Source organism: Bibersteinia trehalosi USDA-ARS-USMARC-188 (genome assembly GCF_000521725.1).
Classification (GTDB): domain Bacteria; phylum Pseudomonadota; class Gammaproteobacteria; order Enterobacterales; family Pasteurellaceae; genus Bibersteinia; species Bibersteinia trehalosi.
Genome location: NZ_CP006954.1, coordinates 561981 through 576445, shown reverse-complemented (window position 1 = coordinate 576445; position 14465 = coordinate 561981). Strand labels below are relative to the sequence as shown.

Annotated in this window: 14 protein-coding genes and 1 pseudogene; 3 read left to right on the top strand and 12 right to left on the bottom strand. The window is 40.8% G+C overall.

Features of this window, described 5'->3' with window-relative positions; translation table 11 throughout:
• Window positions 1–86 precede the first annotated feature (86 nt).
• The 4 genes from F542_RS02800 to F542_RS02785 all read right to left on the bottom strand — a co-directional run bounded on the left by F542_RS02800 (window position 87) and on the right by F542_RS02785 (window position 3103).
• Entirely contained in the window at window positions 87–359 is a 273-nt protein-coding gene (locus F542_RS02800; RefSeq protein ID WP_015433048.1) for an HU family DNA-binding protein, read from the bottom strand.
• Window positions 360–496: 137 nt separating this feature from the next.
• The gene (locus tag F542_RS02795; protein WP_025266853.1) at window positions 497–1087 is read right to left on the bottom strand and encodes a YjaG family protein; all 591 of its coding nucleotides are present in this window, start codon (window positions 1085–1087) and stop codon (window positions 497–499) included.
• Window positions 1088–1198: 111 nt separating this feature from the next.
• Window positions 1199–2263 carry a uroporphyrinogen decarboxylase gene (gene hemE, locus F542_RS02790; RefSeq protein ID WP_025266852.1) on the bottom strand — a complete coding sequence of 355 codons (1065 nt, stop codon included), beginning with the start codon at window positions 2261–2263 and terminating at the stop codon, window positions 1199–1201.
• A 39-nt stretch (window positions 2264–2302) separates the two neighbouring features.
• Window positions 2303–3103 (bottom strand): D-hexose-6-phosphate mutarotase, encoded by an 801-nt coding sequence (locus tag F542_RS02785; RefSeq protein WP_025266851.1) that lies wholly within the window; start codon window positions 3101–3103, stop codon window positions 2303–2305.
• Between the two features lie 157 nt (window positions 3104–3260).
• Here F542_RS02785 and metH point away from each other — a divergent pair, with 157 nt between their 5' ends.
• Both metH and F542_RS02775 read left to right on the top strand, forming a co-directional pair.
• Window positions 3261–6974 carry a methionine synthase gene (gene metH / locus F542_RS02780; protein ID WP_015433052.1) on the top strand — a complete coding sequence of 1238 codons (3714 nt, stop codon included), beginning with the start codon at window positions 3261–3263 and terminating at the stop codon, window positions 6972–6974.
• A gap of 82 nt (window positions 6975–7056) precedes the next feature.
• On the top strand, window positions 7057–8205 hold the full coding sequence (locus F542_RS02775) for a TIR domain-containing protein (protein WP_015433053.1): 1149 nt from the start codon (window positions 7057–7059) through the stop codon (window positions 8203–8205).
• A gap of 65 nt (window positions 8206–8270) precedes the next feature.
• Here the strand turns inward: F542_RS02775 and F542_RS02770 are convergent, their stop codons facing one another.
• From F542_RS02770 to F542_RS02755, 4 genes are read right to left on the bottom strand one after another with little or no spacing between them, the layout of a single operon-like run.
• A complete protein-coding gene (locus tag F542_RS02770; protein ID WP_038445703.1) occupies window positions 8271–8945 on the bottom strand; it encodes a TerD family protein in 675 nt (224 codons plus the stop codon).
• Window positions 8946–8992: 47 nt separating this feature from the next.
• A complete protein-coding gene (locus F542_RS02765) occupies window positions 8993–9568 on the bottom strand; it encodes a TerD family protein (RefSeq protein WP_015433055.1) in 576 nt (191 codons plus the stop codon).
• 39 nt (window positions 9569–9607) lie between these two features.
• A complete protein-coding gene (locus F542_RS02760; RefSeq protein ID WP_015433056.1) occupies window positions 9608–10387 on the bottom strand; it encodes a DUF6759 domain-containing protein in 780 nt (259 codons plus the stop codon).
• On the bottom strand, window positions 10388–11389 hold the full coding sequence (locus F542_RS02755) for a TerC/Alx family metal homeostasis membrane protein (protein ID WP_015433057.1): 1002 nt from the start codon (window positions 11387–11389) through the stop codon (window positions 10388–10390).
• A 148-nt stretch (window positions 11390–11537) separates the two neighbouring features.
• Between F542_RS02755 and F542_RS02750 the strand changes: the two genes are divergently transcribed.
• Window positions 11538–11966, top strand: a complete 429-nt coding sequence (locus tag F542_RS02750) for a helix-turn-helix domain-containing protein (protein ID WP_015433058.1) — start codon at window positions 11538–11540, stop codon at window positions 11964–11966.
• A 71-nt stretch (window positions 11967–12037) separates the two neighbouring features.
• Here the strand turns inward: F542_RS02750 and F542_RS02745 are convergent, their stop codons facing one another.
• The 4 genes and pseudogenes from F542_RS02745 to F542_RS02735 form a co-directional block, all read right to left on the bottom strand.
• Complete coding sequence (locus F542_RS02745; protein ID WP_015433059.1) at window positions 12038–13324, bottom strand: type II toxin-antitoxin system HipA family toxin; 1287 nt, start codon at window positions 13322–13324, stop codon at window positions 12038–12040.
• Window positions 13318–13581 carry a helix-turn-helix domain-containing protein gene (locus tag F542_RS02740; protein WP_231504944.1) on the bottom strand — a complete coding sequence of 88 codons (264 nt, stop codon included), beginning with the start codon at window positions 13579–13581 and terminating at the stop codon, window positions 13318–13320. Before F542_RS02740 ends, F542_RS02745 begins: the two co-directional genes overlap by 7 nt.
• Window positions 13582–13687: 106 nt before the next feature.
• Window positions 13688–13843, bottom strand: a complete 156-nt coding sequence (locus F542_RS10875; RefSeq protein WP_015433061.1) for a hypothetical protein — start codon at window positions 13841–13843, stop codon at window positions 13688–13690.
• A 167-nt stretch (window positions 13844–14010) separates the two neighbouring features.
• Window positions 14011–14415: pseudogene (locus F542_RS02735) on the bottom strand (ATP-binding cassette domain-containing protein); the annotation flags it as partial.
• Window positions 14416–14465 lie beyond the last annotated feature (50 nt).

The following is a 14465-nucleotide window of genomic DNA, read 5'->3' as shown; positions in this document are numbered from 1 at the left end:
AGTGCTATTGTAGCGGAAAAACACGTTTTTATAAACGCAAAAAAGCCTAGATAAAATCTAGGCTTTTAAGAAATCTGTACAAAGAATTATTTTACTAAATCTTTTAATGCTTTACCCGCAACGAACGCTGGTACGTTAGATGCTGGAATTTCAATTGCTTCGTTAGTTTTTGGGTTACGACCAGTGCGCGCTTTGCGGTGATTTACTTTGAAAGTACCGAAACCGATTAGTTGAACCGCATCACCTTTTTTTAGGCTTGCAGAGATCGCTTCTAAAGTTGCTTCTAATGCGGCTTTTGCATCTTTTTTGCTTAATTCAGCAGACGCTGCGATTGCATCGATTAATTCAGTTTTGTTCATAGTGTTATCCTCTAAAAGATTTGAATTTTCGGCATTCCTGCCAGATCAAAGAAATTTGCATAAAAGCGTTGCTTAGCTTAATTCAATCTACGCATTTCTCAAAGTGAATAATGTTGAAATTGTTGCGCAGATCACACTTATTGATTAAATTTTAACCCAATATTACTAATTCCACTCTCTCGCAACTCTTTTTTCAGCTCTAAAATCAGCTCAATATCGCGTTCCTCACACTCATTTAGTAAGCGATAAATTTGCCATTGAACATCAAGCTCTTCCTGAATTTCCGCAGAATTTTTTAATTCCGTTTCATTGAGTTCTCGATCTTGCTGAGTTTCTAAGTAAGTTGCTACAGTCGCTAAAGAGAGTTGGCTGAGCTTAATAGATTGTTCTAAAAATTCGCCTGCAATGATAGTATGCAATAAATCGGATAACGCTTGGCACGCATCTTCAGCAGGGAAAACACCATAAAAATCAAATTCGTTTACATCAGGAATAATCTCTTCTAGTTTTTCCAGCTGATTTTCAAAATTGATTTTTGCGCCTTTAACTGTTAGAAATTCCCAAACAAGATTTAGGATATTTTGGTAAGTTTTCGCTTTTTCAGGTTGTTCTGTCACATCACAAAACAGCTGAAAATTCGGCAACATTCGTTCACATAAGCACGCCATAAATGTGAGATGTTGCCAACTCTCGAAGCGTTCCATACGTTTGTGGATTGGGTTTCGCATTTATTTTTCCCATAGGGTGCAACTTGTTGCACCGTTAAAACAATTTATTTTGTCAGAGGTGCAACAAATTGCACCCTACAAGCGGTTGATTTTAGTATATTTTTTGTAAAATCAACGATGATACGATTTAGAAAACTCGTGAATACTATCCACAAAAATTTTCGGGCTTTCGGTTGGTACGTCTAGGTGAATGCCGTGTCCAAGATTAAACACATGCCCTGAGCCGTTACCAAACCCTGCTAAAATCGCTTTCACTTCTTGCTGAATACGCTCAGGGCTTGCATAAAGCACGCTTGGATCCATATTGCCTTGCAACGCCACTTTATGCCCCACACGTTTTCTCGCATCAGCAATATCTACTGTCCAGTCTAATCCTAACGCATCACAGCCTGTTTCCGCCATTTTTTCTAGCCACAAGCCACCACCTTTGGTAAAGAGTGTGACTGGGACTTTTCTGCCTTCATTTTCACGGATTAAGCCATCGACGATTTTGTGCATATAGCGTAGTGAAAATTCTTCATAATCTTTGTGCGCTAACACACCGCCCCATGTGTCAAATACCATCACAGCTTGTGCCCCTGCTTTAATTTGGGCATTAAGATATAAAACAACACTGTCAGCCAATTTATCTAATAATGCGTGGAGTAAATGCGGCTCGGTATAGAGCATTTTTTTGATTTTGGTAAAGGCTTTGCTTGAACCGCCTTCCACCATATAAGTGGCAAGTGTCCAAGGGCTGCCTGAAAAACCAATTAACGGCACTTCGCCTTTTAATTCTCGGCGAATCGTACGCACCGCATTCATCACATATTGTAATTCACCTTCGGGATCAGGAATCGGGAGATTATCAATCTCTGCCTTATTTGTGATTGGGCGTGCAAATTTTGGGCCTTCACCAGCACCAAAACTTAAACCTAAACCCATTGCATCAGGAATGGTGAGAATATCGGAAAAAAGAATCGCTGCATCTAACGCATAGCGGCGTAGCGGTTGAAGGGTCACTTCACAAGCCAAATCCGCATTACGACAAAGCGACATAAAATCGCCAGCGATCGCACGAGTGGCTTTATACTCTGGTAAATAGCGCCCTGCTTGTCGCATCATCCACACAGGTGTCATATCCACAGGTTCACGTAAAAGGGCTTTTAAGTAACGATCGTTTTTTAACGTTGTCATTATTTTTTATTCCATTATAAAAATTTGCCAAATTCTACACTATTTCACACAAATCTTCACACCCACTGTTTCATTCTGAGCAAGCAAGCGGTAAATTCGTGCGGTTTCTACACAAACCATCGTTTTATAGCCTGTTTCGCTCATACCGTTTGTCGGCTGACGCCACGGATTCCATAGCACAATTTCGCTGGCATTTATATGTTCAACTTCAATTTGCCGCTGGTTGGCATTATCATCAATAACAGATATAGGCTGTTGCAGCGTATAAATACAATCAATGTTTTCTGCAATTTTTCGTGGACTTTCGACCGCTTGCTCGTGCTGAGTCAGCTTGTCAAAACAACGCGTTGGCAAACCGCTTACCTTGGTTTGAGTAATATCTGCAATATTAAAATAGCTATGCAATGCCAACTGGCTTGGCTCACTATCTAACTTGGTAAAATGCAGGGTTGCTTGTTCTCCAAGCATCATTTCAATTTTAGCCTGCTGAGCGAGCTGTAGGGTTATATACACCGCATGAGGTTCAATACGATAAGAGCTTAAATCCCAGCTGGAAATACGTGCATATCCATGTGAAGGTTTCTGTTTACCATCTAAGCCGTTGCCAAAATTCGGATAACAAATTGGGATACCTCCGCGAATGGCATTACCCGCTTTAAAAGGCTCGATTTCACTTATCCATAATACATCTTGCTTAGCGTGGCTAGGTTGCCAACTAAATAGATGAGCACCTTGCAAGGCAATTTTGGCACAACACTTAGGGTGTGAGATTTCTAATACGTCTAATTCGTTGTAACGAACAATATTAATCTCCGGTGGCAACAATTGAATGCTGTTCATTTTTTGCTCCTTATATTCTTTTTGCTTTATTTTAACGACACGCTATTTAAAACATCAATACGCCCTAAAAACAAACGGTCAATTTTGCATAAAATTTTGCAAAAAGTTGTAAGAAACGGTAACTTAGCACTAATTTTTTCTAAGATAAAAGACCATTATGCAAAACAAATTTTCTGCTCTTCAGCAAGCCCTCTCTCAACGCATTTTAATCCTAGATGGTGCGATGGGGACGATGATTCAAGAATATAAACTGACCGAAGCGGATTTCCGTGCTGAACGCTTTAAAGATAGCCCAGTAGATCTCAAAGGCAATAACGATTTATTGATTCTCACACGCCCTGATGTGATTGCGGAAATTCACGAAAAATACCTTGCCGCTGGGGCAGATATTATTGAAACCAACACTTTCTCTGCGACCACTATTGCCCAAGCCGACTATGCATTAGAGCATATTGCCTATGAACTCAATTTTGAAGGGGCGAAATTGGCACGAGCAGCAGCGGATAAGTACTCCACCCCTGAAAAACCCCGCTTTGTTGCAGGTATTCTCGGCCCGACTAATAGAACTTGCTCGATCTCCCCAGATGTGAATGACCCCGGTTTCCGTAACATTACCTTTGTGCAACTGGTGGAAGCCTACGCCGAGGCAACCCGAGGTTTGATTGAGGGCGGGGCGGATCTGATTATGATAGAGACCATTTTCGATACCCTGAACGCCAAAGCTGCGGTGTTTGCGATTGAAACCGTGTTTGATGAGCTGGGTGTGAAATTGCCGATTATGATCTCCGGCACGATTACCGATGCCTCAGGGCGAACGCTGTCGGGGCAGACTACTGAGGCGTTTTATAACTCGCTCCGCCACGCCAAACCGCTGACGTTCGGCTTGAACTGTGCGCTCGGGCCTAAGGAACTTCGCCCTTATGTGGAGATGATGTCAAAAATCAGTGAGACTTTTGTTTCGGTTCACCCGAATGCCGGCTTGCCAAACGCTTTTGGCGGGTACGATTTAGGGGCGGAAGAGATGGCGACTTACATCAAAGAGTGGGCAGAACTCGGCTGGCTGAACATTGTCGGCGGCTGTTGTGGTACAACGCCGGAGCATATCCAAGCCTTTGCCGAAGCCACCAAAGGCGTTGCGCCTCGTAAATTACCTGAAATTCCAACCGCTATGCGTTTGTCGGGCTTAGAACCACTCACGATTGACGATAATTCGCTGTTTGTAAATGTGGGCGAACGCAATAATGTCACCGGTTCGGCAAAATTTAAGAAGCTGATTAAAGAAGAGAAATTTGCGGAAGCGATTGAAATTGCCATCAGCCAAGTGGAAAACGGGGCGCAGGTGATTGACGTGAATATGGACGAGGCGTTGCTCGATTCCAAAAAATGTATGACCCGTTTCCTCAACATTCTTGCTACCGAACCTGAGGCGGCAAAAGTGCCGATTATGATTGACTCCTCGAAATGGGAGGTGATCGAGGCGGGCTTGCAAACCGTGCAGGGCAAGCCGATTGTGAACTCAATTTCCCTCAAAGAGGGCGAAGAAAAATTTATTCACCAAGCCAAACTCTGCCGCCGATATGGGGCTGCGGTGGTAGTGATGGCGTTTGACGAAGTCGGGCAAGCGGATACCGAAGAACGCAAGGTAGAAATCTGTACCCGAGCCTATCGGATTTTGGTCGATCAGCTCGATTTCCCACCGGAAGACATTATTTTCGACCCGAACATTTTTGCGATTGCCACCGGTATTGAAGAACACAATAACTACGGGGTGGACTTTATCCAAGCCTGTGAACGGATTAAACGAGACTTGCCATACGCCAAAATTTCCGGCGGGGTGTCGAATGTCTCCTTCTCTTTCCGTGGCAACAATGTGGTGCGGGAAGCCATTCACGCCGTGTTCCTCTACTATGCCATCAAAGCCGGAATGGATATGGGGATCGTGAACGCAGGGCAGTTGGCGATTTATGACGACCTCGACCCTGAACTGCGAGAGGCGATTGAAGATGCGGTGCTGAACCGCCGTAATGACGCCACCGACCGCCTGTTGGAAATTTCCGAAAAATATCGGGGCGTAAAAGTAGAAAGTGCCGATGAAAGTGCCGCCGAATGGCGAAACTTACCTGTGGCAGAGCGTTTAAAACACGCCCTCGTGAAAGGCATTACCACCTACATCATTGAAGATACCGAAGAGGCTCGCCAGCAATTTGCCTCTCCGCTGGAAGTGATTGAAGGGCCGCTAATGGCGGGTATGGACGTGGTGGGCGACCTGTTCGGAGACGGTAAAATGTTCCTACCGCAAGTGGTGAAATCGGCTCGGGTAATGAAACAGTCCGTTGCCTATTTAGAGCCGTATATCAACGCCACCAAGCAGAAAGGATCGAGCAATGGCAAAATGGTGATCGCCACTGTAAAAGGCGATGTACACGACATCGGCAAAAACATCGTTAGCGTGGTGTTGCAGTGTAATAACTTTGAAGTGATCGACTTAGGTGTGATGGTGCCTGCCGATGTGATTATCGAAACTGCCATTCGGGAAAAAGCCGACATCATTGGGCTAAGTGGGCTAATCACGCCATCGCTGGACGAAATGGAGTATTTTTTAGGTGAAATGAACCGCTTGAAACTCAACTTACCGGTGATGATTGGTGGGGCAACCACGTCCAAAGAACACACGGCAATTAAGCTCTACCCGAAATATAACTATCCGGTGATCTACACCGCTAATGCCTCCCGCTGTGTGACGGTGTGTGCAGCGCTGATGAATCCGGAAACCCGAGATGAAATTTGGGAAAAAACCAAAGCCGAGTACGAAGAAATTCAGCGTAAATTTGCCGTTCGCAAACCACTTCGCAACGGTTTATCCATTGAGGAAGCAAGAGCCAATCGCTTTAACGGATTTAGTGGCGAATGGGCGGATTATGTGCCGCCAACGCCAAAACAGACCGGTATTATCGAATACAAAAATGTGCCGATTGCCACCCTGCGCAAATTTATCGACTGGTCGCCGTTCTTTATGCTCTGGGGCTTAATGGGCGGTTATCCTGATGCCTTTGATTATCCGGAGGGCGGCGAAGAGGCACGCCGTGTCTATAACGATGCCCAACGGGTACTGGACGAATTTGAGCAAAACGGCAAGCTCAACCCAAGCGGGATTATGGGGATTTTCCCTGCCGTGCGTGAGGGCGATGATATTGCAATTTTAAACGAAGATCGCATCGCTTGTATCGGAAAATCCTACCACCTCCGCCAACAATCTGAACGAGGCAAAAACAGCAAAAGCCCGTATAACCTCTGTTTAAGCGATTTTATCGCTGACCAAGCAAGCGGACAACAAGACTGGTTTGGTATGTTCGCCGTCTGTGCCGGCATTGAAGAACACGATTTAGTAGAAGGCTACAAAGCGGCAGGCGATGACTACAACGCCATTCTGCTCCAAGCCGTTGGCGACCGTTTGGCAGAGGCAATGGCGGAATACCTACACTTTGAGCTACGCACCAAAGTATGGGGATATAGCGAAGAAACCTTCGATAACGACCGCTTGATCCGTGAAAACTACCGAGGAATCCGCCCCGCCCCGGGCTACCCGAGCTGCCCTGAGCATACCGAAAAACAGATCATCTGGGATTTACTCGAAGTCGAACAACGGATCGGCATGAAACTCACCGAAAGCTATGCCATGTGGCCTGCCGCCTCCGTCTGCGGCTGGTACTTCACCCACCCTGCCAGCAACTACTTCACACTCGGCAAAATTGACGAAGACCAAGTGGTGGATTATGCGAAACGCAAAGGTTGGGACGAGCTCACGGCGAAGAAATGGTTAAGTGTGGCAATGAAACAAGATGTGAAGTCGCAGGCTGAGGGTGGGGTTTAAAAACATATAGTGTTCTAATTAGTAAAACTATATTGATTCAATGATGGTGATTATTTTATAACTTTTATTTTGGAGAAATAACATGTCTTTAAATGTATTTATTAGTTATGCAAAAGAAGATGAAGTAATTGCAGAAAAATATTATGAGTGGCTAGAAAAATCAGGATTTACCCCTTGGATGGATATAAAAAAACTTATAGCAGGACAAAATTGGGAGTTTGAAATAGACAAGGCATTAAATAACGCTAATGTTGTTATATTATTACTTTCTAGCAGTAGTGTAGGAAAAAGAGGTTTTGTTAGAAGAGAATTTAATGAAGCTATGAATAAACTAAAATATAGGCAACAAGATGACATCTATATCATTCCTATAATAATTGAAGAGTGTAATGTTCCAGATGATATTTCAAGACGATTGCAGTTTATAAGAAATATAGATGGTAATTCATTTAATAGTATTAGAGAGTCTCTTCTCATAGCTGCTAAACAGCAATCTATTGCAATTACAATAGGTACATCTAATGGACCATATTTAATCAAGAGTAATGAAATTCAAGAAAGCTGGGATGATAATTTGGGACACAACATTGATATTACCTATCCTTCTTTTGTATCAGACTCGAAACCTGAAGTAGCATCGGAACTGAGTGCATATTTTTTAGGGAATGCAATAAAAATATTATCAGAACTAAGACAGGAGAAATTAGAGAAAATAATCTTAACAGAAGAGGAATTGAATAGTGACATAAAAAACGAATATTCAGAAAGTTTTGATATAGCATTTGTTTCAAATAACATTATTTCTATATATATGACATTATATTATTATTTTTCAGGAGCAGCACATGGTCAAATTGCATTTAGTACATTTAATTTCGACACTAGTAGAAATTCAATAATAAGAATCAGATTAGAAGATTTATTTGAGCCCAGAACTAGCTATTTGGAAATAATTAGTGAGTATACAATTAAACAACTTCGCAAAGAATATTGGGAAAAAACAGGAGAAGAAGTAGATGAACATACTATGAACTGGTTCAAAGAGGGAGCATCAGCTCATGATGGAAATTTTGAGAATTTTCTAATTACTGATACTGGGCTAAGATTTTTATTTCCTCCCTATCAAGTTGGTCCTTATGCATTAGGGGCTTGGAATGTAGAAGTCCCATACTTTGAATTAAGACATATATTAAGAAGTGATGGTCCGTATTCACATATCATGAATAAATGATAGTTAAATATAAACTAGGAAAACTATTGGAAAAGCTAGGAAAGCGGACTTTCGTCCGCTTTCCTTTATTTAGAACCAGCACCCCAGTTAAATCCCCATCCATAATAGTGATCGCACTCTTTATGGCCATTATGGAAAGTGATTTCTTTACGAACTGACATTTGATTTCCGTGAAACTCTATAGAGGCAATCGCACAGAAAGTTCTTGGATCAGTTTGCCTTCCCATTTCAACAACAATATCCGGTTGGTTAGGTACTTTGACTGTAACGACAGCATCAGATTCTCCCCATTTTGCTACACCTTCATAAATAAAACAGTAAACGATAATCCGTTTAATATGTTGAGCGCCTTGGGGATTTACTAAAATATTCTCGCCTGAACTATTGCCAGCACCTCGATCATCGCCACAGTGCCAAATATAAGGTGCTTCGGTATAACAGCCTTGTCGAGTTCGTTGATTTCTCGCTCCTCCTCGATTATGAGAGAACTGTAACCCATCAATCACTGAAGATTGCCCATTATTTAACTCATAATAGCAACCTAAATCTAGGTCAATATCTTGATTTTTATTAAATAGGTTAGCAAATAATCCGGCATTTTTCTTTTGTGTCCAATTTAAATTGATCACAATATTTTGATCATTGCTTTTAGATAAATCAATACGAGTGGAATCCCCAGACTTTTCTAGAATCACTTTGCTGAGTGATATTTTAGGTTTTTTAGTTACATCAATAGCCATTTTTTTCTCCATAAAAAATGGGTAATTACTTACCCATTTATTTCCAATTAAATATTAATACCGTAATTTCTTGCTAATGCTGCTAAACCACCAGCAAAGCCTTGTCCTACGGCACGGAATTTCCATTCTCCATTATGGCGATAGATTTCACCAAAAATCATCGCTGTTTCGGTTGAAGCATCCTCACTTAAATCAAAACGAGCAATTTCATTATTATTTGCCCCATCGACACAACGAACAAATGCACCAATAACTTGACCAAAACTCTGTTTTCTTGATTCTGCTTCATGAATAGTTACTGTAATCGCAATTTTTTCTACCGTAGTAGGTAATTTGTCAAGGTGTACAATGATGCTTTCATCATCACCATCGCCAGCTCCTGTACGATTATCACCTGTATGTTCAACACTAGCATCAATTGATTTCAAGTTGTTATAAAAAATAAAATCGGCATCTGAACGTACTTTACCTGTCGCATCTAAAATAAATGCTGAGCCGTCAAGGTCAAATTCAGCACCATCTGTTGCTCGAACATCCCAACCTAATCCAATCACTAATTTAGTTAAATTAGGGGCATTTTTACTTAGGCTTACATTACCGCCTTTTGATAAAGATACTGACATATAAATTCTCCATTGAGTTGATGAATAAAATTCGATTTATCAGCGAGTCATATAATATTTAACATTATGGTTTCCACTAAATTCCTCATATGAACCATAATTACTATTACAAGCACTGGCTGCTACAGCGTAATTCCCACTATCTAAACTGATCTTATAAGTTTGCCCAACCGGAATAACAATTTTCATTACATTATTGCCGACATATCGCATTGTTAATACACAACCTGTTCCGTTATTAACTTGGATATGAGAAATAGAGCTATAATACTTACTCTGCTTATTGCTGATAGGGAGTTTACCTGTATCTTTATGTTTCAGGATTGTTTCTGTTTCTAGTCGAATTATCCGCTCTTCAATTTCCATTCTGTCAATAGAGTTGGGATTTTGTTTTAAATATCTTTCCCAAGATTCAACACTGTTATCTGCTAACGCAGCGGCATAGTCAATAGGTTTATTGTTCTGGTAATCTTGGTATTTATTATAGCCGAAAGAAATCAGCCAAATAGCGGCTACAATAAAACTAAAAGCTAACACAACCCCTGTAGTAATCCCTGCTTTTTCTTTTAACCAAGAAATAAATAAAGTAGGAATTTCCACTTTCTGCTGAGGCTTTTTTAATAAAAGGATGGCAATAAAATCCAGTAAAAACCAAATTATAATAATGCCAGTAATGCTTAACCCATATCCAAAATAGTCATTCTCAATGTCTTTAAAGTAGGAAAATTGTGATATTCCTATTATGGAAAACAGTATGATCAAAACTCTAAGATAGGGGTGGAGTAATAAACGAGCAATAAATTTTTTAATAGCGTTCATTTACTTTTCCTCTTTGTTTGGAAAGATTAGAGAAGCCAGTATCCCAACAGCCAATGTGCCCAATACAATCAATAAACTGGCATTTGGAGAAATATGAATACCTGTATCACCAAAAGCGTGGTTCCAAGATTGGATTCCCATTTTGATACCAATAAAGAAAAGTAATGCTATTACTGCTTTTTCAAGATGAACTAAATATTTAGTCAATGCAGCTAAGATAAAGTAAAGGCTACGCAACCCTAAAATAGCGAAAATCATCGCAGCATAAACCAATAATGGTTCTTGGGTAACGGCAATGACGGCAGGAACAGAATCAAAAGCAAATGCAACATCTGAGGTTTCAATTGCTATAAGGCAGAGGAATGCCGGTGTAGCATAACGAATCCCTTTACGAGTGACTAAGGCTACATTTTCTGCACTCAATTCATTATGTTTAATAAAGAAACGCTCTCCAAACAATTTTGGATAAACACGCATTGTTTTTCCGATAAAGCGGACGCTCCAATGATTAGAATAATCTTCAATCTCTTCCTCTGACTCATTATTACTGCTGAGCATTTTATATCCACTCCAAATGACAAAAGCAGCAAAAATAAAACCAACATAAGGGCTTGCTGTAAATAGGCTTGCTCCAATGACCACAAATATTGCACGGAAAACCAATGCTCCTATAATCCCCCAGTAAAGAATACGGTGTTGCAATTTGCCCGTGATTCCAAATGATGCAAAAATAGCAACGAAAACCATTAGATTATCAATCGATAGACTTTTCTCTAACACATAACCAGCAAGATAAAGATCAGCAGATTCCTTATTAAATCTCGCCCATAAATAACCATAAAAAGCTAAAGCTAGCCCAATCCAAAATAGTGACCAAAGTGAAGCATCTTTAACTGTAATCTCTTTGGTATTGCGATGAGCAAACAAATCAAGGTACACCGAAAAGATAATAACCCCAAAAAAGACAAGGATTGTTTCGACAGGAAAGCCAAAATTAGCCATAATGTAACTCTCTTAGTTCAAGCATTGCTTGATAAATGAACAAATAAAAACTAGAATCAGTATAGTTTTTTTATTTCACTTAACCACCCACAGAAAATGGAGAAAATTACGCTTTTTGTGGGTGAATTTCGCCTAACAGTAGGTATCTATGGAATACAATCAAAAAATCAGAGCATTAAGGGAAATCAAGCAGTGGTCACAGGAGGAAATGGCAGAAAAGCTACATATGTCTTTGAATGGCTACGCTAAAATTGAGAGAGGTGAAACCAAACTTACCTTAGATAAATTAGAACAAATAGCCAATTTGTTTAATATGGATGCATTGGAATTTATGCATAATGCAAACAAAGGTGTCTATTTTATGATGAATGACACTGTAGATAATAATACGGTTTACTACGGTATTCAGGAAACTCAAACTATTGAATTAGAGAAATTAAAATTAGAAATACAGGTAAAAGAGAATATGATTGCGCATAAAGAAGAGTTGATAAAAGCAAAAGATCAGCTATTAGAGCAAAAGCAAAACGAGATTAACTCATTAAAAGAGATCATCTCTTTGTTAAAACAGAAGTAATTTCTCTATTAACAAGCGGTCAATTCTCTCAAAAACTTTGCAAATTTCCCCGCAAAACCGACCGCTTGTCACTACCTATTCACCACAACCAACTTTCTCTCCATCTCACTCAAAATCGGGTCAACAATTTGTTCGGGCAAATGTTGTGTCGGGATACTATTTAATCGTGATGAAGCCACAACAATCTCCTGTAATATTTCCTCCACTGTCTGTTTTGATAAGCCTGCTAACTTTGCAGTATTAAAAATATGTCGAAGTTGGATTTTATCCCAAAGATAGTGCTTATTCTGCTCGCCGTGCCACGCCATTGCCATTTTAACTTTCTGTTTTTGCAAGCCTTTCGGGCTAATCAATGGGTAGGCGGAAATCACATCGTAAAACGGCGTAAGTTTATAGCGGTTGTTAGGTTCTAAAAATAGGCTGAAATTTTTGGCGTGTCCGTCAATTGCACAGAGCAGCCAAAACAGAATTTGGGCTTTGAAAAAGGCTTTTTGATCGGCAAGTGCATTGCTCGAACCTTTGAGGAGTTGCATAATTGGCAGAATACCAACGCCACCATCATTTTCATATTTCCGAGCCGGAGCAATGTTAAACGCTTGGCACATATCTTCTTGTGGTAAACGGAGCAAATAGCTATTGTCCTTCGCCCAACGGCGGTCAAAACGTTCGATAATCAGCACTTTGGTTTCACCAAAATAGGCAATTTCCGCCTGAGATACAGGCAAGCCAAATACCCGCAAAATATTCAAACAGAGCCACTCATTTTCACAACTATTCGAAAGGTCGATTTGCCCTTGTCCAACAACACCGATCGGTAATTTGAAAATATGTGTGGTTGGCGTTGAACCCAACGGGCGTTTCCATTCGCCTTGATGGTAAAGAAAGGCCGTTTTTTCCTGCGCACCAGCAATTGAAATACGGAAATCTGCCTGCTCCGCCATACCCAGTGGCAGGCTTTGATAATTTTGTAAAATATGCTCAATTTCCTGATCTACCAGCTTTTGAGCGTTAATGTTCTGAGTGGGCGAAGGTGTTTGATTATAAAGCTGAATAGCTCCCACACAGTCTTGCCCGATTGCCGAAAGCAAATCGAACGGCGATTTTGTGGTGGTTTGAAAACGTTGCTGAATACGGGAGCGAATTAATTCATTGTCCGGCAACAAATTATCGAAAAAATTATAGACTACATCACCACGATAAATTTGATCCGATAGCGGTAATGAAAGAGAAATCGCTCGTTTTCGTGGAGAGTTGAGCCAGCTCGGGATATAACAAAATTCCGTTGCTCCGCTAGAAAGTTTTTGCCAATGCCCAACTTCTAACCCATTCATCGCAACCGTCAGTACATTGCCTACCATATCTCGCCCTCTTCATCTTGCAAAATATCACGACTTTTCGGGCGAGGCTGGACGACTAACTCTAATTCTAATGCCATTAAAATATTGAACAAAGTTTCAATTTTTGTGCCAGTGGGATCATTTTCAAATATGGAGATCGTCGATTGCTTAGTGTTAGCAACTGTGGCAACTTCAGTTTGCGATTTTTTCTGTAAGTTACGGTATTCTTTCACTGCGTGTGCCAACATTTGTGGCGTGGTAGCAACCATGGGGAACATTCTGTTTTCCTTATACGCTAGAAGGGATAAGGATAACTTTATACCTTTTAGCGTATATTTGCAAGGTTATCCTCTTTAAAGGATAAAATAACTTGCCCCCAGCCATTTAACTCAACAACCAATCCACAATATAAATCACTTCAATCCCATCAATCTCGGATTGATCGTAATATCTGCCTGTGATCAGGATTTTCTTATAGTTATCCTTAATATGCAGTAAATTATCGGTTTCGTGGGTATTCTCAGGGATTTCATAAGCCACTTGGATATAGATTGTTTTATCTGTTTTCTGAATTGGAGCAGTTCTTGCAAGTAGCTTTCATGGGAAATCATAGCCGCCTCAAATTGGAAATTAAGCTCCATTTTTATAAAAAAATTAACAAGTTGGAACTTAACTTCCGATTTCTCAAAAAATCACCAAAATAGGAACTACACTTCCAACTTCTCAATCCCCCACATTTCCCTTTTTCCCCAATCCATTTCAGCTTTCACCCCAAAAGCTTTTGCAATATTTTCGGCATTTAAGACCGCTTGTGTGTTGCCGTTGGCGAGTAAATTGCCGTTTTTGAGCAGAATGATTTCATCGCAAAAGCGGTAGGCAAGGGGCAAATGATGAATCACCACCACGCAGGTCTGTGTTGGGGTTAGGGCTTTGAGCTGCTGCATAATGTCGATTTGGTAGTAGGGGTCGAGAGCGGCAATCGGTTCATCAGCAAGCAAGATCGGGGCTTGTTTCATCAAACAACGGGCGAGTTGCACTCGGGTCTGTTCACCGCCGGAAAGCTGTTGGTAAGAGTTATCCAGCAGGTGAGAAATCGCTAACTGTTCGGCAAGGTCACACATCTACCGCTACGCACCTAACATCATCATTGTTGTACCATAGC